Consider the following 17,788-nt stretch of genomic DNA (forward strand, 5'->3'; position numbering starts at 1 on the left):
TGTCTTAGGATCAGACGAAGGTTACGCCGTTTTCCGCCATTGGCAGGGTCGTGACCTTCACGCCCGAAAGTGCGCGGATGGCATTCGCCAGAGCCGGGGCGGAAGGAGGCGTGCCCGGCTCGCCGACGCCCGTGGGCGCTTCGGCTGACGGGACGATATGAACGTCAATCGCCTGGATGTCGCCGATCCGCAGAGGCTCGTAATCCGGGAAGTTGAACTGGTCCACGGCACCGCTGGTCAGCGTGATCTGGTCGCGCATGACGTGACCGATGCCATAGCCGACACCGCCTTCGATCTGCGCTTTGACCACATCGGGGTTCACCGCAATACCACAATCCACGGCGCAGGTGACTTTTTCGATACGAACACCGCTGTCCAGATCGCCGGACACCTCGACCACTTCGGCCACATAAGAGCCAAAGGACTTGTGGACCGCGATCCCCTGCGCCCGCCCGGCTGGAGCGTTGCCCCATCCGGCCTTCTCAATCGCCAGCTTCAGAACTCCGGCCTTGCGGGCCTGATCTGCGTTGCTGTCATCGCTCAGATGCGCCAGGCGGAACTCGACCGGGTCGCGACCGGCGGCCTCGGCGGCAAGGTCCATCATGGCCTCCATCGCATAGCCGGTGTGGGTGTGACCGACCGAACGCCACCACAATACAGTCGTCGCTTTCGGTGTATCCGTCAGACCCACGGCCATGCCGGGGATGGCGTAGGGGCTGTCAGAAACCCCTTCGACCGAGCTGTGGTCGACACCGTCATGCACCAGAACGGCTTCGAATGGTGTACCCTTGATGACCGACTGACCGGCGATTTGATGGTGCCATCCGACGATGTTTCCTTCACCGTCCAGACCGACGCGCACTTTGTGGCCAAAGGCGGGGCGATAGTAGCCGCTGCGTATGTCATCTTCACGCGTCCAGACCAGTTTGACCGGGCGAGAGCGGTCGGTGACCACGAAGGCCAGTGCAGCCTCGACCTGATAATCCGCATCAGGTGTTGCGCGGCGGCCAAAGGACCCGCCTGCCAGCATCGTGTTGATATGGATCTTTTCGGCCGGAAGCTCGAAGATCTGCTGGTATGCCATATGTGGGCCGGTCGGCATCTGCGCGCCATCATGCAGGACAATGTCGCCCTCTGCAGTCTGTTCGATTGTGCAGTTCAGGGGCTCCATTGGAGCATGGGCCAAAAGCGGGAAGTAGAAGGTCCGCTCAACCACAGTGTCAGCGCCGTCAATCGCGGCGGAGACGGCTGCAAAATCGGCCTTGTTGACGTTGTAGGTCGGCTCGGCATCCAGCGCGTCCATGATCTCGGCCTTGATCTGATCCGAGTCGCGGGTTTCAGCGCTCGACATATCCCATTCGACCTCAAGCGCATCACGCGCCTGGATCGCAGCCCAGGTGTTTTCCGCGTAGACGGCGACACCCGCTTGATTGGGCAGAACCGCAGCACTGATGTAGCCTTTGACCTCTTCCGAGGCGCTATCGTCAAATCCTAGCGCAATTCCGCCTTTGGATTCGGGGCGTTTGATCATGGCGATCATCTGGTTGGGCAGGTGGACGTCCATGGCATACATCGCCTGACCATTACCTTTGATGGCCGAATCCTTACGCCGAACGGCTTCATTGCCGATCAGGCGGAACTCGGAGGGGTCCTTCAGGCGTGGCTCGGCCGGAGCGTCCAACTGAGCGGCTGCCGCCACGAATTCGGCAATCGGAGCGGACGTGTCGCCGGATTTGACAATGCCTTCTTCGATTGTGATGCCCGATGCGTCGACGCCCCAGCTTTGGGCCGCCGCGTTGATCAGCATCTCGCGTGCGGCAGCACCGGCCTGACGGTATTGCAGCCACGAATTCGCCATCGCGGTCGACCCGCCTGTGCCTTGGAACGGGCCGAACAGAAGGTTGTTGTAGACGTTGGGATCAGAGGGCGCGAATTCGTATTCGATCTGCTCCATTGTCAGGCCGATTTCTTCAGCGATCAGCGTGGGCAGACCGGTCGCAGGGCCCTGACCCTTCTCAAAGTGTTTGACGATGGCAGTTACGGTGCCATCCGCATCGATCTTCACGAAGGGGTTGAACTGAGCGGTCTCGGACGAAGTCGCCGCCAGTGCGCCATCAGGGCGTGCGCCAACCAGCAGGACGGCACCAGCAGCAGCTGCGCCTTTCAGAAATCCTCGGCGAGAGGTGTTGATGGTCATGGATCAGGCCTCCAGAATTTCAGATGCGCGCTGGATACCGGCGCGGATACGTTGATAGGTGGCACAGCGGCAGGCATTGCCGTACATGTACGAGTCGATCTCTTCGGCGCTGGGCTTGGGGTTCTCGGTCAGCAGGCCAACGGCTGACATTACCTGACCCGACTGGCAGTAGCCGCACTGAACCACGTCCAGCTCGACCCAGGCCTGTTGGACAGCTGCGCCGATCTTGTCCTCACCGACGGCTTCGATTGTGGTGATCTCGGCGTCTTCGACGTCTTCGATATAGGTCTGGCACGAGCGGACGGGCTCGCCATTCAGATGCACGGTGCAGGCGCCGCAAGACGCGACGCCGCAGCCGAATTTGGTTCCGGTGAGCTTCAGCTCATCCCGGATTACCCAGAGCAGGGGCGTGCCGGGTTCGGCGTCGACAGTATGCGTCTCGCCGTTCAGTTTCAGATTGATGGCCATGAGGGGATACTCCGTGTTGGCTTGCTACCTGAGTCGGTAAACTGGCGGGTTTACATGTGGCACAGAATGTCGCGCCTGTAAACTCCCGCGTTTACCTAGTGTTTGACCCGATGCTGTCAATGGGTCTATAGCAATGGAATGAATGAGATCAGCGCGCCCAATGCGTCCAAATATGCACAGATCATCGAAGCTGCGGTGGCCGAATTCCAGGAAAAGGGGTTCGCGGCGGCCAGCATGGATCGTATTTCGCGCCAGGCCGAGGTGTCCAAGCGGACGCTTTATAAGTATTTCGAAAGCAAGGAAAATCTGTTCCGCTCAATCGTCGCGGAACTGTCCAGCCGCTTTGCGGAAGTGCTTGAGATCAGGTACGAAAAAGGGCGCGATGTTCGCGAACAACTGACCGAGCTGGCCTGGGCCGAGGGGCGGATTCTGATGCTGCCGGATGTAATGGCCATGTCTCGCATGGTGATCAGCGAAATCCTGCGCAACCCTACGTTGGCCGAACAAGCGCAGGGCAAGCTGGACAAGACGGCCTCGTTCATCGACATGCTGCGCGAGGCCGCCGCGGACGGGCAATTGAAGATCGACGACCCCGAACAGGCCGGGCGTGAATTCATCGGCCTGATCAAGGCGCGGGCGTTCTGGCCGCTGTTGTTCTCAGGCACGGTTCTCAGCCATGAGGAAATGGCGGACACAATCAACAACAGCGTCGAGATGATGATGCGCAGATACGGCCCCGACACCGCGTTGAGTTCAACGGACTAGGGCGGTCAAACCCGCCCCTACATGCCGTTGCGCGGGATCACGTGATTCCATTCCGTTTTGAAGAACAGCGTGTCTCCGTCCCAGCATTCGACCGTGGCGTTCAGCACGAAATCGGTTGCCGTGGCCGTCTGCTGAGACCAGGTCTTGATACGCGCATCCCAATCGCCACGCTCAAAGCGGGTTTCCTGCCTCATGGTCGCGATCGCGGATAGGGGATCATCGGGCAGAATGGAGTAAATCCGCTCAGACGTGTCGGAAATCTCGGTCCCTGTTTCCAGCACCTTCTTTGACGACGGCCCCATGACGCCGCCACCGATGAAGACACGTTCCGTCAGTCTGCCAGTGTGGGTGTCTCGAGTCAGCGTCGTCTCGGATCCGCCCTGACCTCTGGTCGAGGTCTCAGGTACCGAACCCGGGGCCGGAACCGAAAGGTCCCGAGGCGCCGGCGCATCTGGTGCATAGGAGCGAACGGGCAATGACAGGGCCGAGGAACCGGGCACTACTGTTGCGCAAACCGGGTTCGGCGCGGGCCACAAGATGGGCCAATAGGCGGTCGCAAGCTGCACCATGATCCGGTGACCGGCAGGAACGTTGTAGCCGATGGCGTGCAACTGGATCGAGATCTCTATCTCTTCTCCTGGCACGACCGGGGTTGGTTCTGTGTCACTGTCGCGGTGCATCAGGTTGAAGAACCCGCGCGAGATCAGGGTCTGCGCGCCGTCGGGGGCCTCATCAATCAGCAGGGCTGCGACAAAAGCCTGAGGTTGGTCGACACTGACCCGCAGCGCGAGTTCAGGCTGGCCCAGAATATCCAGCGATGACTCCAACTTGTCACTGCGGAACACCATCGCCCCGGCGGCGTCGATCCGACAATCCAAAGGCAAATCGCCGGGAATGCCGAAAGAACACATGACCCCACCGGCCGAGCCGAACGTCTGCGGAGAGGTAATCTGCATCGGTGCGCCTCTTTGCGCCTGGGCGTCCAGAGACCCCGCGTTCAGCCAATAGGTCTCGTTCGACACATTGGGCGAGGGCCAGCTGGGCTCCTCGACCCAGCGCCCGGGACGGTGCGTTTGCGTTCCAGCGGGGCGCATGCTGTTCATCAAATACAGGTGCAGCGGCGGGTCGTCCGCGATCCCGGTGTCGATCCCCTTCAGCCAATAGTCCCAGAACCGGAGCACCTCGGCGATGAAATCGACCTGAGGGGTGGGCTTGCCCTCATGCGGGTAGAGGTGCGACCACGGGCCCATCATCACTTTGACCGGCACATTCAGGTGTTCCGAAATACGGAACGGCGTGTCGCGATACAGGTCGGCCCAGCCGCCGAAATAGTAGACGGGCACATTGATTGCGTCATAGTCCTCGCAGATCGAGCCACGTCGCCACATCTCGTCATGGGTCTGATGTTCCAGCCACATGGCAGGCCAGAACTCCATCGCCTCAAGCCGTTCACGCCAGAGGTCGCGCCACTTGTCCTCGCCCACGATTTCAGGGTCGGGCGGGAAGGCGTTCAACAATTGCATGATCGAGCCCCACCAGAAATTGTCGCCGGCCAGCACGCCTCCGTAGAAATGGATGTCTTCGCGCCAACGGTCGTCGCAGCCCATGACGGGCGCGATGGCTTTCAGCGCGGGGGGGCGTTTGGCGGCGACCTGAAACGAGTTGTAGGCCCCCCAGCTCTTGCCAAACATGCCGACATTGCCGTCGCACCACGGCTGTTCGGCCAGCCAAGCGATGACATCAACGCCGTCCTGCGTTTCCTGGTGCGAGTATTCATCCTCGGCCAGCCCACCGCTATCGCCGTTGCCGCGAATATCCACCCGGATTGAGGCATAGCCCGCCTCGGCAAAGCGCGGATGCATGGTTTCATCGCGAAGGCGCGTGCGATCTCGGCGACGATAGGGGATGTATTCCAACAGGCAGGGCACCGGAGTCTCGCGCGCATTGGGTGGCAACCACAAACGCGCGGCCAATTGCGTGCCGTCGCGCATCGGAATCCAGACGGTTTCGATCACCTCTACGCTATTCATGGCCGGGTCCTTCCTGTTGTTTTGGCTTGTGTTTCTCTCAAGCACCTGTGTCGCGTCGCCGCTTTTGGTCGTATGAAACGCACAACCTGTTCAGCGTGCAAGGGAATAGGAGCTTCAGGCTGCAAAATGTGACTCAAGTTTGCCGTTCTGCTGTGATAGCCAAGCGCAGGCACAGACCGGGATTTGTCAGGTGACAGAGAAAAACGTGAAAAACTTGGACCGAGTTGCGCGCCTAAGCGTGGCACCCATGATGGATTGGACCGACCGCCATTGCCGGTTTCTGCATCGGTTGCTGAGTGAGCAGACGCTGCTTTACACCGAGATGGTCACCGCGCCCGCGTTGGTGCGCGGCGGGGCGCTGCATCTGTTGGACTATAGCCCGCAAGAACATCCTGTTGCGCTGCAGCTTGGCGGCTCTGACCCCGAGGAACTAGCGCAGGCTGCACGTCTTGGGGCCGCAGCAGGGTATGATGAGATCAACCTGAATTGCGGCTGCCCCTCGGACCGGGTGCAGTCGGGCACGTTTGGGGCTGTGTTGATGAAAGACCCCGCGCGGGTCGCAAACTGCGTGGCCGCCATGGGTGAGGCCGTCTCGGTCGATGTGACCGTCAAATGTCGGATTGGGGTGGATGAGCAGGAACCGCGCGACGTGCTGCCGGACTTTCTGGACAAGATACAGCAGGCCGGGTGCCGACGGGTGACGATCCACGCGCGCAAGGCTTGGCTCCAGGGCCTCAGCCCGAAAGAGAATCGCGATATCCCCCCGCTGGACTATGATCTCGTACATCAGATGAAGGCCGATTTCGCGGATCTGCATATTTCGATTAATGGTGGCATCACCTCGTTGGACGAGGCGCAGACGCATTTGGAGGCCGGACTGGATGGGGTGATGATCGGGCGTGCGGCATATCACCAGCCCTCCGATATTTTATCCGAGGCGGATATGCGGATCTACCAAAGCGGCAGCGCTCGGGGCCCGATCGACGTGGCTCGTCAAATGGTGCCCTATATCGAGCAGCACCTTGTCAACGGAGGGCGTTTGCACCAGATCACGCGGCATATGCTCGGCCTCTTTGCCGGTCGCCCCGGCGCACGGGCCTGGCGGCGCGCGCTGTCGGAAGGGGCGGTGCGGGATGGGGCAGGGCCCGAAGTGATGCTGAAGGCGCTCGATCACGTGGCGCCTCTGGCCGAGGTTTGAACGAATGAAGCCCGGTCTATGACCGGTTTGGGGGAAAGATGCCCGAGACGATGTTGCTGGCCCAGATGCTGGGCCTTTTGCTTGTAATTGGCGCACTTGCGGGCGTTCTGGCGGGGCTGCTTGGCGTTGGCGGAGGCATCGTGCTTGTGCCCGCGTTTTTCTATGCGTTCCAAACGCTTGGATATGGTGGGCCGCAGTTGATGCAGCTGTGTCTGGCGACCTCGCTGGCGACGATAATCGTAACCTCGATCCGGTCGGTGCTGGCCCATAACAAGAAAGGCGCAGTCGATTGGCAGATCCTGCGAGGCTGGGGGCCTGGCATCGTCGTAGGGGCGGTTGTTGGCGTGCTGGTCGCCTCGGCCCTGCGGACTGAAGCCTTGCAGGCGCTGTTCGGCGTTCTGGGCATGGTGATTGGTGCGTATCTGGGTTTTGGCCGTTCGGAGTGGCGCTTGGGGGATGCGATGCCCAAGGGGAGCAAACGAGCGGTTTTGTCCCCATCCGTTGGCTTCCTGTCGGTACTTATGGGGATCGGAGGCGGCAGTTTCGGCGTCCCTCTCATGAGCCTATACAACACGCCCATCCATCGCGCCGTGGCAACTGCTGCAGGGTTCGGAGTGATCATTGCCGTGCCATCTGTATTGGGTTTTCTCTTTCTGGAGATTTCCCCTGAACACAGGCCTCCGCTGACGATCGGGGCCGTGAACCTGGTGGCCTTCGGGATAGTAGTCGCGATGACGATGATCACCGCCCCTTGGGGCGTTAAACTCGCTCATGCGATGGACCCGAAGCCGCTCAAGAGGGTCTTTGCACTGTTCCTGACACTGGTCGCTTTGAACATGCTGCGGAAGGCTTTGGGATGGTAGAGGATTTCTGGGCGAAGGGTTGGGTCAAATTCCCATTCGACCCGGCTCTGGCCGAATGGGTTGGGCAGGTTTTGCCCGCCGCTCAGCAGTCGGTCACGGCACCTGAGCATGCCGAATGGCTAGATTGTGAAGGCACGTGGTTTGTTGGTGTCGACGCCTTGCCCAATGATGAACTGGGCAAAGTAGGGGCGTCAAATCCGCTGTCCGGGATGGCTATGGATTTCATCGGTGCGCACCTGGGCAGCCTGCCGCTGCATCCCGGGCAGGTGTCGATCATCTATCCGGGTTATCCTCGCCCTCGGAAGGGTGAAAGCGAGGCCGCCGGGCGCTACAGGCGCAATCGCGACGCGGCCCATGTGGATGGGTTGCGACCTATGGGTCCGGATCGCCGCCGTCGCGTGGATGAACCGCATGCGTGGATTTTGGGCATTCCCCTGTCGGAAGCCAGCCCCGATGCCTCGCCCATGGTGTTGTGGGAAGGTAGTCATATCCCAATGGGCGAGGCCTTTAGAGCGGCTTTTGCGGATCAGTCCCAGACCGATCTGAGCCAGGTCGACATCACCGACATCTATCAAGCGACCCGCCGCGAGGTGTTCGAGAACTGCCCAAGGATCGAATTGCCTGCCAAACCTGGCGAGGCCTATCTGCTGCACCGCCATTGCCTTCACGGAGTCGCGCCATGGCCAGATGGGGCGACCGCCGGGCCGGATGGACGGATGATTGCCTATTTCCGCCCCGAATGCGCCAACGGCGTCGCGGAATGGATTGAAACACGCTGATGTCTCGTGAGGGAAACGGTTCCCGCGAATTACCCCAGCAGACCACGCCCACATCTGCCCGTTTCGCAACTTGTAGGCTTCAAAACCCGGCTTGTGACGAAAAATGACGTAGGGTCACTTTGCGATAAGTTTATTGATTGCTGAGTCAATGAATATACAACTGAGGGCGTTTTCTTCGTCGTTCCGGCTGAAAACTGTTTAGCCAGACCGTGCCGCTGCGGGTCGCCACTCACTCACGGAACCGGCTTTCGCCTCGCATTTTTCGAGGCGTGCGTCCGGCCCGCAGCAGGCACACTTAATTGATTGGTCCTTAATGTTTCTCAAGAGCTTTCTACGACGCTTTTCCAAGCTGCGAGATCACGCGCAACCCGTGACTGTCGACACTACGATGGAACGGTCTGCCAAACAACCAAGAACCAGCCGGTCCGAATACTCAGACCTGTTCAAGGATGAACTCGAGACCCGACAAGAGGGCAGGTGTGACAAATCAAAGGATGAAACCAGCCCGGTGGACTGAGCGGTTAGCTTTTCAGGCGGGCCGAACGTCCGCCGCGCCGTTTGGCGAGGCGTGGTTTGCGGGCGGGCAGAGCCTCCATGATTTCGGCGCGTTCGCTGCTGTCCATACGGGACCAGCGCGCGATCTCATCAAGGGTGCGGTAACAGCCGGTGCAAATCTGTTCTGTCGGGTGGACAACACAGATTCGTACACAGGGGCTTTCGACCTCATCGCGCTGCCAAACCATGTTCGTCATTCGTGGTCTCCGACCCGTTACAAAAAGCGCAGCCTGTCCAGCGCTCCCTGCAAGATATACCCTGCTGCAACGTGATCAATAACCTGTCCGCGACGTTTTCGTGTCGTATCCGCCTCTAAAAGTGCCTTTTCTGCCGCAACTGTGCTCAGACGCTCGTCCCAAAAGCCGACGGGGCAGTCGGTCAGACGGGTTAAGTTGCGGGCAAAGGCACGGGTAGATTGGCAACGGGGGCCTTCGGAACCGTCCATGTTTTTTGGTAGCCCGAGGATGACGCCGCCTATCTCGCGATCCTTGATCAACTCAAGCAAGCGCGCGGAATCGACGGTGAATTTCTTGCGGCGCACGGTCTCCAGAGGGCTGGCCACCCCGCGCATCCGGTCCGAGACCGCCACGCCGATGGTCTTTTCGCCCAGATCCAAACCCATCAGCGCCGTCATCGGCGACAGGGAAGCGGCGAAACCCTCAAAATCGTCGTGGATCATTGGGCAATTCCGGCTTGCAGGGCGGCGGCATCGATCACCTCAAGCGCCTCGGGGTTGTCGGCAAAGAGGATCTCGGCTTCGTCACGGATATCTATTGCACGCTGGGCCTGACCCAAAACGCCAAGCGCCGCGATCAGGCGCGCCCAGTCCTGAGGAGGACCGCCTTCAGTCGCCAGACGATCAGACAGACGGTCAACCATGCCTTGGATCATCTCTTGCCGTTCTTCCGGGGTCATCTCGGCTGCGGCGGCGATATCGTCCTGACTTGGGCCGGGCTGGCCCAATGAGCTGGGGTCGGGGCCGTTGAAAACCCCTGCGCGGAAGGCAAGTTCATCCAACTGCGCGCGAATGGCATCACCCCAGGGTGCGCCTGCCGGCGCATCCTGCGCGGTGTCGACCCAGACACGATAGGCGAGGTCGGGACGTCCGGTCTGGGCCAGCATCTGCCCCCAGTAATACCGCGCCGGGCCGTGTCGGGGATCACGCTCAAGCGCGGCGGCCAGAACTTGCTCGGCTTCGGGCGAGACATAACCGCCTGCCGAAAGGATCATCTTTTCGGCCAGATCCGAGTAATCATCGGCTGTTGCAGCCTGACCCGAAAGCTCAATAACGCGTTGCTGCGCGGCATAAGCGGCCTTGAAGTTGCCCGCATTGGCTTCGTGCTGTGTCAGCAGGATATGCCCTTGCAGGTCATTCGGCCGGGCCGCCACTGTGTCGCGCAATTGCTGGAGTAGCGTTGCATAGCTTTCTTCGAGTTGTGGCGGTTGCGGCGGGGTGGCGAGGGCTTCGGCTGCTTCCTGCGCCGGGCGGTTCGACCGGACCTCCTCGGCCAGTGCCAGCCGTGCGGTCAGGGGTTGGTCGGGCAGGCCGACGGCACCGGTTCGACTATACATCGCCAGCGCGCCACCGATCACGATCAGCATTACGATTGCGATGCTGACAACGGAAACCCCGCGCGATGGGCCCGAGGCCACCCGGTCGCCCTGCATCTGGGCGTCCGCTGCCAGAATGCGGCGTGAGATCTCGGTGCGGACCCTTTCGGCATCGGCTTCGCCAATGACACCACGGGCCAGATCACGGTCAACACCGGCCAGTTGTTCGCGGTAGACGCGCAGATCGTAGGCTGCGGTTGGTTCGTCCGCGCGGCGGCCGCGCAAAAGCGTGTAGCCGAGGAACCCTGCGACCAGCAGCGCGATCAGACATGAAATGACCCAGAACGTCATGCTCTCTCCTGAAATTCTGCCCTGACTTAGACCTGCGGGCCGCCTAAAAAAAGGGACAAATGGCCGCGAATGTGCCACATGTCGCAATAGTGCTATATTGCGGCGTTGACCGGCGTGGATATACCCGGTCGACGCGGCATACCTGCGCCAATCACCGAACCGGATGGATTCGCTTATGAAACACTATTCAGCCTTTGCTGTCGCGCGCGAAGCGTTGCGCTATCACACCGGATGGGAGCGCGCATGGCGCTCGCCTGAGCCGAAGAAAAAATACGACGTCATCATCGTCGGTGCCGGGGGGCATGGTCTGGCGACCGCCTACTACCTTGGTAAGAACTACGGCATCCAGAATGTCGCCATCATCGAAAAAGGATGGCTGGGCGGCGGGAACACGGGCCGGAACACGACCATCATCCGGTCGAACTACCTGCAGGATCCTTCGGCGGCGCTCTATGAAAAGGCGCGGGGCCTCTATGAGGACCTGAGTCAGGACCTGAACTATAACATCATGTTCAGCCCGCGCGGCGTGATCATGCTGGCGCAGACCCAGCACGAAATTCGCGGCTACCAGCGCACGGCGCATGCCAATGCGCTGCAGGGTGTTCAGACTGAGTGGATCGGGCCCGAACGCGTGAAAGAGCTGGTGCCGATCATCAATCTGGACGGTCCGCGCTATCCGGTTCTGGGCGGCCTTTGGCAAGAACGCGGCGGCACCGCGCGTCACGATGCGGTGGCATGGGGCTATGCACGCGCCTGTTCGGCGATGGGTATGGACATCATTCAGAAATGCGAAGTCACCGGCGTGCGCTCGGACAATGGTCGCGTGGTCGGCGTTGATACCACCAAAGGTGCGATCGACTGCGACAAGCTGGGGATCGTCGTTGCGGGCCATTCCGGTCAGCTGGCCGAGATGGCAGGCTTCCGCCTGCCGCTGGAAGCCGTTGCGCTGCAAGCGCTGGTGTCCGAGCCGATCAAACCCTGCATGGATGTGGTCGTGATGGCCAACACTGTTCACGGCTACATGTCGCAGTCCGACAAGGGCGAGATGGTGATCGGTGGCGGTACTGACGGGTTCAACAACTTCACCCAGCGTGGCAGCTTCCATCACATCGAGGAAACCGTCCGCGCATTGGTCGAAACCTTCCCGATGATCTCGCGCCTGAAAATGCTGCGTCAGTGGGGCGGGATTGTGGATATGACCGGCGACCGGTCTCCGATCCTGTCGAAAACACCGCTTCAGGGCTGTTTCATCAACGCAGGTTGGGGAACCGGTGGCTTCAAGGCCATTCCGGGCTCGGGCTGGGGTATGGCACAGCTTATGGCGACAGGTCATTCACCACTGACCGAGGCCTTCTCGATGAACCGCTTCAAAGAGGGCCGCTTCATCGACGAAAGCGTCGCCGCCGGGGTGGCGCACTAAGGGCTCAGCCCGAGGTGGCCACAACACAGAATTCTGGTCGGCCCGAGTGCCGACCAACCGAGAAAAGGATGACCATATGCTGATCCTGAATTGCCCCTATTGCGGCGTCGATGCCGAAGAAACTGAACTGGCCGCTGGCGGCGAAGCGCATCTGAAGCGTTTTGGCCCCGGCTCGTCGGATGATGATTTCCACGACTACCTGTTCATGCGTGAGAACCCAAAAGGCGTTCATTTCGAACGTTGGCGCCACGCAAATGGCTGTGGCAAGTGGTTCCACGCGGCGCGCTGCACCAACACGCTTGAGGTGTTCGGCACATATCCGGCCCAGACCACCGAGCCACCGCAAGAGATCAAGGACGCGATCACAGCCAAGCGTCCCGGCTGGACGTGGAGAGAGTTTAAATGATCTGCCCAGCCATCCGTAATTCCGCCTGCGAAAGGTCCGCAACATGAGCACCCGTCTCGCAAATCAAGGCCGGCTGATTGACCGGTCGAAACAGGTTACCTTTACCTTCAACGGCACCTCGATGCAGGGCTATGAAGGTGACACGCTTGCCTCTGCCCTGCTGGCCAATGACCAGATGATGATGGGCCGGTCGTTCAAGTATCACCGTCCGCGCGGCGTCGTTGCCAGTGGCGCGGAAGAGCCGAACGCTCTGGTCGGTTTGGGCGAAGGCAACCGGTTTGAACCGAACCAGCGCGCCACCACGACCGAGCTGTTTAACGGTCTGACATCCGTGTCGCAGAACCACTGGCCGAACCTCGAGTTCGATATCGGGTCGATCAACACCCATCTGTCGCGCTTCCTGCCGGCGGGCTTCTACTACAAGATGTTCATCCATCCGAAGCCGTTCTGGAAACACGTCTACGAGCCGTTCATCCGTCAGTCTGCCGGTCTGGGCAAAGCGCCCGACAAGGACAACCGTGACGCAGACACTTATGAGCATTTCTATCACTTCACCGATGTACTGGTGATCGGTGGCGGTGTCGCTGGTCTGCAGGCGGCCAAAACGGCGGCTCAGTCCGGTGCCAAGGTCATGTTGATCGAGCAGACCGCGCATTGGGGTGGTCGTGCTCCGGTTGATGGAGGAACGATCGACGGCGAGCCTGTGGATAAGTTCGTGGAACAATTAGTTTCTGAACTCGAAACAATGGACAACGTCACCCTGCGCAATCGCTGCATGGGGGCAGGGGTTTATGACCACGGTTACGTGCTGGGGTATGAGCGCCTGACGGATCACACTCCGGGCGTGCAAGGGCCTCGTCACCGCCTGTGGCGCATCCGTGCCAAACAGGTTGTCACAGCAACCGGCGCGATTGAGCGTCCGCTGTCTTTCGCAGGTAACGATGTTCCGGGCGTGATGCTGGCCTCGGCCATGCGGGACTATGTGGTGAATTGGGGCGTGACCCCCGGCGACCGCGTGATTGTTGCAACCAACAACGACGACGCCTATCGCACAGCAATTGCCCTAAAGAAAGCCGGTGTGGATGTTCTGCGCGTGGTCGATGCCCGCGCAAGCGCCGGACCTTTGGCGGAAGAGGCGCGTCAGCTGGGCATCCGTGTCGATCCCGGCAAGGCGATCGCCAAGGTCAAGGGCGGCAAGCGCGTCAAGAAAGTTGCGCTGTGCAACCAGGAAGGCATCGGTGGTGCGCGGGAAGAGGTCGAATGCGATGCAGTCGCCATGTCAGGCGGCTGGTCTCCGGTCGTTCACATGTGGTCGCATTGCGGTGGCAAGCTGATCTGGGATGAAGCAAACGCCCACTTCCGCCCCGACCCCGAGCGTCCTCCGCTGGGTGCAAACGGCGAGGGCTTCGTGATTGCCGCGGGTTCGTCTAACGGTCCGCAGGCTCTCGGTGACGTTCTGACCGACGCGGATGCCGCAGGTAAAGCGGCGGCGAAGGCGGCCGGTTACAAGGCAAAACGCACCAAGGCTCCTTCGGGCGAAACCACGGCCGAGGCTCCGATGGCCGCTGTCTGGCTGATGCCTGCGAATGCCGACATTCAGTTGCGCATGAAGTCGTGGCTGGACTTCCAGAACGACGTGAAGGTCTCGGACGTTCAGCTGGCTGCGCGCGAAGGTTATGAAAGCGTTGAACATACCAAGCGCTACACCACGCTGGGTATGGCGACCGATCAGGGTAAGTTGAGCAACATCAACGGCTTGGCGATCCTTGCTGATGCGCTGGATTCCGAGATTCCGAAGGTCGGTACCACGACGTTCCGCCCGCCCTATACGCCTATCTCGCTGGCGTCGATCGGTGGTGAAGCACGCGGTGAGGTGTTCCAACCGATCCGCCAGACCCCGATGCACAACTGGCACGACCAGAATGGTGCAGACTGGGAGCCGGTCGGCCATTGGCGCCGGACCTATGCCTATGTCCGTCCTGGTGAGTCGGTGCATGACGCGGTGAATCGCGAGGTAAAGAACACGCGCGAAAACCTCGGCCTGCTGGACGCCTCGACACTGGGTAAACTGATCGTCAAAGGCCCCGATGCCGGCAAGTTCCTGGACATGATGTACACCAACATGATGTCCACGCTGAAGGTTGGCAAATGCCGCTATGGCCTGATGTGCTCGGAAAACGGCTTCCTGATCGACGACGGTGTTGTCGCCCGCATCGACGAGGACACATGGCTGTGCCACACCACCACCGGCGGTGCCGAGCGTATCCATGGTCACATGGAAGAATGGCTGCAGACCGAATGGTGGGACTGGAAAGTCTACGTCGCCAACGTGACCGAGCAATACGCTCAGGTCGCCGTAGTTGGCCCCAACGCCCGCAAGGTGCTGGAGAAGCTGAATGCGCAAGCAGGCGGCGGCATGGACGTTTCGAAAGAGGCGCTGCCCTTCATGGAATGGCGTGACGGCAAGATCGGCGCGTTCGACGCGCGGGCTTACCGCATCTCGTTCTCGGGTGAGCTGTCCTATGAGATCGCGGTCCCTGCAAGCCAGGGCCAGGCGTTCTGGGACGCTCTGTTCGACGCGGGCAAAGAGTTCGGCGTGATGCCTTACGGCACCGAATGTCTGCACATCCTGCGGGCCGAGAAGGGCTTCATCATGATCGGCGACGAGACCGACGGCACCGTGATCCCGCAGGATCTGGGCCTGCACTGGGCGCTGTCCAAAAAGAAAGAGGACTACCTCGGGAAACGCGCCCATTCGCGGACCCATATGGCCGATCCGGAGCGTTGGAAACTGGTCGGTCTGGAGACTGTGGATGGATCGGTTCTGCCGGACGGTGCCTATGCGGTGGGCGAGGGCGTGAATGCCAATGGTCAGCGCAACATGATCGGGCGTGTCACCTCGACCTATTACTCGGCCAATCTGGACAAAGGCATCGCGATGGGTCTGATCAAGCACGGTCCTGACCGCATGGGCGAGATTGTCGAGTTCCCGGGAACCGATGGCAAAACCTACAAAGCCAAGATCGTCGAGCCGATCTTCTACGACAAGGACGGGGAGAAGCAGAATGTCTGAACCCATCAGCGCACTGAACCACGCCAGCTATGACGGTATCGCCAAGGTGGCCGAGGTCGGCCTGCAGGGCATGATCACCCTGCGCGGCGATCTGTCTGACAAGGTGCTGGCCAAGGCTGTCAAGGATGCAACCGGGCAGAAAATGCCCGGCCAGCGTGAGGCTCTGGTCAATGGCGATACCGGCGTTTGCTGGATGTCCACCGACGAACTGCTGGTGCTTGTGCCCTATGCCGAGGTCGAGGCCAAACTGGCCGAGATGACCAACGCACTTGGCGGTACGCATGCACTGGCCGTCAACGTCTCGGACGCCCGTGCGGTGTTCACGGTCTCGGGCAGCAACGCGCGCGAAGTTCTGGGCAAGGTTGCTCCGGTCGATCTGTCGCCTGCGGCTTTCCAACCCGGCCAAATTCGCCGTTCGCGTCTGGCTCAGGTGGCTGGTGCCTTCTGGATGGACGACGCCGAGACCCTGCGCATTGTCTGCTTCCGTTCGGCGGCTGACTATGTTTTCAAACTGCTCAAGGTTGCGGCGCAGCCGGGCAGTGAGGTCGGGGTTTACTAAAGACTCGACGACTGATGTCAAAAAAAGGCTCCGGTTTCTGCTGGAGCCTTTTGCGTTCTGACTTTGAAAATACCAGCCTAGAGTAGTCTGAGGCCCGAACGGCGCCCGCTTCAATCATGCAATAGGATCGTTTGATAGCGATTGAGCGCCGTGGGTTCCAATAGCGCCTGCACCGTCACCGGCTGCCCGTTTTCGTCGCACAGATTGCTATAGAACCGTAGGCTTTCCAGTAGGACTTCCATACGGGAACGCCTGTCTGCCTCTTCCAAAAGCGGCGCATGCAAGGACAGAAACAGGGCGGGACGTTTCTGTTTCAGCCAGTCCAAAAGCGTGGGCAGGACAAAGAACTCCGCCCCTTCAATATCCATTTTCACCAGCGAGACCCGGCTTAAATCCTGGGTGGTCTGGAACTGATCCCATGCGATTGTCAAAGCATCAGTTCCATGCGCCGCGTCATGCAAGAGGGAACTGGTGGAATCGCCCGGCTCTCCTCGGGTTGAGGCCATGCGGGCCACTCCGAATTGATCCGATAGAGCTACCCCAAAGGCCGAGACATTGCGGATATCGTTCAGGTCCAGGTTCCAGGCCAGATGGCGAAAGGCGGTCGGGTCGGGCTCAAAACAGAACACATGGCGGGCTTTGCGCGCACCGTAAAGGACCGTCGGCCCGATCCACGCGCCGATATCCAGATAGTCGTTTTCCGGGGACAGGAACTGATCGAGAACGGCGAAGGTCTCAGGCTCCCAATCTCCGGCCGAGGCTTTACGCCAGAATTTCGAATGGTAGGGATCCAGCCGGAACGCCTGACCATTCAGGTTCCCAGCATAGTATCCGCGGGCGCGGTAAAACATCTTGCGCGCCTGTGTCAGCATCGCGGACCTCCGGGTTTTATTGTCTCGCCCCTTGACCTGCGGCGGTTGCCAAAGCATTTAACCCTTGGGAACCGCAACTTTTATTTTACAGGGGGCCGACATGGCTTTTGAACTTCCTGATCTTCCTTATGCACATGACGCGCTGGCAGCCAAGGGCATGTCCGCCGAAACGCTGGAATATCACCACGACCTGCACCACAAAGCCTATGTCGACAACGGCAACAAGTTGATCGCAGGCACCGAGTGGGACGGCAAGTCGCTGGAAGAGATCATCGTAGGTACCTACGACGCAAACGCCGTCGCACAGAACGGTATCTTCAACAACATCAGCCAGTTGTGGAATCACAACCAGTTCTGGGAGATGATGGGCCCCGGCGAAAGCGCGATGCCTAGCGAACTTGAAAATGCGCTGACCGAAAGCTTCGGCTCGGTTGACGAGTTCAAGTCGCAGTTCAGCGCGGCTGGCGCTGGTCAGTTCGGCTCGGGCTGGGCATGGCTGGTCAAGAACGCAGACGGCTCGCTGGCCGTGACCAAAACCGAAAACGGCGTGAACCCGCTGTGCTTTGGTCAGACCGCTCTGCTGGGTTGCGACGTGTGGGAGCATTCCTACTACATCGACTTCCGCAACAAGCGTCCGGCTTACCTGTCGAACTTCCTCGACAACCTGGTGAACTGGGAAAACGTCGCATCGCGCATGTGAT

At 60.2% G+C, this 17,788-nt stretch carries 16 protein-coding genes; 9 read left to right on the top strand and 7 right to left on the bottom strand.

All coding sequences use genetic code 11. From position 1 onward, the window contains the following. Positions 1-10: 10 nt before the first annotated feature. Both ACR0NO_RS12245 and ACR0NO_RS12250 read right to left on the bottom strand, forming a co-directional pair. A complete protein-coding gene (locus ACR0NO_RS12245) occupies positions 11-2,197 on the bottom strand; it encodes a xanthine dehydrogenase family protein molybdopterin-binding subunit (protein ID WP_480724130.1) in 2,187 nt (728 codons plus the stop codon). Between the two features lie 3 nt (positions 2,198-2,200). Then, entirely contained in the window at positions 2,201-2,665 is a 465-nt protein-coding gene (locus ACR0NO_RS12250; RefSeq protein ID WP_480724131.1) for a (2Fe-2S)-binding protein, read from the bottom strand. A gap of 138 nt (positions 2,666-2,803) precedes the next feature. On the opposite strand from ACR0NO_RS12250, the gene ACR0NO_RS12255 reads away from it, so the two are divergent. Further along, positions 2,804-3,430 (top strand): TetR/AcrR family transcriptional regulator, encoded by a 627-nt coding sequence (locus tag ACR0NO_RS12255; RefSeq protein ID WP_480724132.1) that lies wholly within the window; start codon positions 2,804-2,806, stop codon positions 3,428-3,430. 17 nt (positions 3,431-3,447) lie between these two features. Here the strand turns inward: ACR0NO_RS12255 and ACR0NO_RS12260 are convergent, their stop codons facing one another. Then, the gene (locus ACR0NO_RS12260; RefSeq protein ID WP_480724133.1) at positions 3,448-5,505 is read right to left on the bottom strand and encodes a CocE/NonD family hydrolase; all 2,058 of its coding nucleotides are present in this window, start codon (positions 5,503-5,505) and stop codon (positions 3,448-3,450) included. A 145-nt stretch (positions 5,506-5,650) separates the two neighbouring features. Between ACR0NO_RS12260 and dusA the strand changes: the two genes are divergently transcribed. From dusA to ACR0NO_RS12275, 3 genes are read left to right on the top strand one after another with little or no spacing between them, the layout of a single operon-like run. Further along, the gene (dusA, locus tag ACR0NO_RS12265; RefSeq protein WP_480724134.1) at positions 5,651-6,658 is read left to right on the top strand and encodes a tRNA dihydrouridine(20/20a) synthase DusA; all 1,008 of its coding nucleotides are present in this window, start codon (positions 5,651-5,653) and stop codon (positions 6,656-6,658) included. A 38-nt stretch (positions 6,659-6,696) separates the two neighbouring features. After that, a complete protein-coding gene (locus ACR0NO_RS12270) occupies positions 6,697-7,521 on the top strand; it encodes a sulfite exporter TauE/SafE family protein (RefSeq protein WP_480724135.1) in 825 nt (274 codons plus the stop codon). Next, positions 7,515-8,300 (top strand): hypothetical protein, encoded by a 786-nt coding sequence (locus ACR0NO_RS12275; protein ID WP_480724136.1) that lies wholly within the window; start codon positions 7,515-7,517, stop codon positions 8,298-8,300. Before ACR0NO_RS12270 ends, ACR0NO_RS12275 begins: the two co-directional genes overlap by 7 nt. Positions 8,301-8,821: 521 nt before the next feature. Here the strand turns inward: ACR0NO_RS12275 and ACR0NO_RS12280 are convergent. From ACR0NO_RS12280 to ccmI, 3 genes are read right to left on the bottom strand one after another with little or no spacing between them, the layout of a single operon-like run. Next, positions 8,822-9,052: a DUF1289 domain-containing protein gene (locus tag ACR0NO_RS12280; protein WP_170374099.1), complete on the bottom strand. Its 231-nt coding sequence runs from the start codon at positions 9,050-9,052 to the stop codon at positions 8,822-8,824. A gap of 17 nt (positions 9,053-9,069) precedes the next feature. After that, positions 9,070-9,534, bottom strand: coding sequence for a Holliday junction resolvase RuvX (gene ruvX, locus ACR0NO_RS12285; RefSeq protein WP_480724137.1), 465 nt, complete (start codon positions 9,532-9,534; stop codon positions 9,070-9,072). Continuing rightward, positions 9,531-10,757, bottom strand: coding sequence for a c-type cytochrome biogenesis protein CcmI (ccmI, locus tag ACR0NO_RS12290; protein WP_480724138.1), 1,227 nt, complete (start codon positions 10,755-10,757; stop codon positions 9,531-9,533). Before ccmI ends, ruvX begins: the two co-directional genes overlap by 4 nt. A gap of 175 nt (positions 10,758-10,932) precedes the next feature. Here ccmI and ACR0NO_RS12295 point away from each other — a divergent pair, with 175 nt between their 5' ends. The 4 genes from ACR0NO_RS12295 to ACR0NO_RS12310 all read left to right on the top strand — a co-directional run bounded on the left by ACR0NO_RS12295 (position 10,933) and on the right by ACR0NO_RS12310 (position 16,215). Beyond that, the gene (locus ACR0NO_RS12295) at positions 10,933-12,177 is read left to right on the top strand and encodes a sarcosine oxidase subunit beta family protein (protein ID WP_480724139.1); all 1,245 of its coding nucleotides are present in this window, start codon (positions 10,933-10,935) and stop codon (positions 12,175-12,177) included. Positions 12,178-12,253: 76 nt separating this feature from the next. Next, positions 12,254-12,583, top strand: coding sequence for a sarcosine oxidase subunit delta (locus ACR0NO_RS12300; RefSeq protein ID WP_170721715.1), 330 nt, complete (start codon positions 12,254-12,256; stop codon positions 12,581-12,583). Between the two features lie 43 nt (positions 12,584-12,626). After that, on the top strand, positions 12,627-15,656 hold the full coding sequence (locus tag ACR0NO_RS12305; protein WP_480724140.1) for a sarcosine oxidase subunit alpha family protein: 3,030 nt from the start codon (positions 12,627-12,629) through the stop codon (positions 15,654-15,656). Next, positions 15,649-16,215 carry a sarcosine oxidase subunit gamma family protein gene (locus ACR0NO_RS12310; protein ID WP_170766973.1) on the top strand — a complete coding sequence of 189 codons (567 nt, stop codon included), beginning with the start codon at positions 15,649-15,651 and terminating at the stop codon, positions 16,213-16,215. Before ACR0NO_RS12305 ends, ACR0NO_RS12310 begins: the two co-directional genes overlap by 8 nt. Before the next feature lie 110 nt (positions 16,216-16,325). Here ACR0NO_RS12310 and ACR0NO_RS12315 read toward each other — a convergent pair whose 3' ends face one another. Continuing rightward, positions 16,326-17,087 (bottom strand): FkbM family methyltransferase, encoded by a 762-nt coding sequence (locus ACR0NO_RS12315; RefSeq protein WP_480724141.1) that lies wholly within the window; start codon positions 17,085-17,087, stop codon positions 16,326-16,328. Between the two features lie 100 nt (positions 17,088-17,187). Here ACR0NO_RS12315 and ACR0NO_RS12320 point away from each other — a divergent pair, with 100 nt between their 5' ends. Beyond that, on the top strand, positions 17,188-17,787 hold the full coding sequence (locus ACR0NO_RS12320; RefSeq protein WP_170666430.1) for a superoxide dismutase: 600 nt from the start codon (positions 17,188-17,190) through the stop codon (positions 17,785-17,787). The last annotated feature ends 1 nt before the right edge of the window (position 17,788 follow it).

Source organism: Ruegeria sp. CL3, from assembly GCF_056536505.1.

Excerpts from the sequence above, each read along its gene's own strand:
- ACR0NO_RS12245 (WP_480724130.1), bottom strand. The coding sequence starts at position 2,197 with ATGACCATCAACACCTCTCGCCGAGGATTTCTGAAAGGCGCAGCTGCT.
- ACR0NO_RS12250 (WP_480724131.1), bottom strand. The coding sequence starts at position 2,665 with ATGGCCATCAATCTGAAACTGAACGGCGAGACGCATACTGTCGACGCC.
- ACR0NO_RS12255 (WP_480724132.1), top strand. The coding sequence starts at position 2,804 with ATGAATGAGATCAGCGCGCCCAATGCGTCCAAATATGCACAGATCATC.
- ACR0NO_RS12270 (WP_480724135.1), top strand. The coding sequence starts at position 6,697 with ATGCCCGAGACGATGTTGCTGGCCCAGATGCTGGGCCTTTTGCTTGTA.
- ACR0NO_RS12275 (WP_480724136.1), top strand. The coding sequence starts at position 7,515 with ATGGTAGAGGATTTCTGGGCGAAGGGTTGGGTCAAATTCCCATTCGAC.
- ACR0NO_RS12280 (WP_170374099.1), bottom strand. The coding sequence starts at position 9,052 with ATGACGAACATGGTTTGGCAGCGCGATGAGGTCGAAAGCCCCTGTGTA.
- ruvX (WP_480724137.1), bottom strand. The coding sequence starts at position 9,534 with ATGATCCACGACGATTTTGAGGGTTTCGCCGCTTCCCTGTCGCCGATG.
- ccmI (WP_480724138.1), bottom strand. The coding sequence starts at position 10,757 with ATGACGTTCTGGGTCATTTCATGTCTGATCGCGCTGCTGGTCGCAGGG.
- ACR0NO_RS12295 (WP_480724139.1), top strand. The coding sequence starts at position 10,933 with ATGAAACACTATTCAGCCTTTGCTGTCGCGCGCGAAGCGTTGCGCTAT.
- ACR0NO_RS12300 (WP_170721715.1), top strand. The coding sequence starts at position 12,254 with ATGCTGATCCTGAATTGCCCCTATTGCGGCGTCGATGCCGAAGAAACT.
- ACR0NO_RS12305 (WP_480724140.1), top strand. The coding sequence starts at position 12,627 with ATGAGCACCCGTCTCGCAAATCAAGGCCGGCTGATTGACCGGTCGAAA.
- ACR0NO_RS12310 (WP_170766973.1), top strand. The coding sequence starts at position 15,649 with ATGTCTGAACCCATCAGCGCACTGAACCACGCCAGCTATGACGGTATC.
- ACR0NO_RS12315 (WP_480724141.1), bottom strand. The coding sequence starts at position 17,087 with ATGCTGACACAGGCGCGCAAGATGTTTTACCGCGCCCGCGGATACTAT.
- ACR0NO_RS12320 (WP_170666430.1), top strand. The coding sequence starts at position 17,188 with ATGGCTTTTGAACTTCCTGATCTTCCTTATGCACATGACGCGCTGGCA.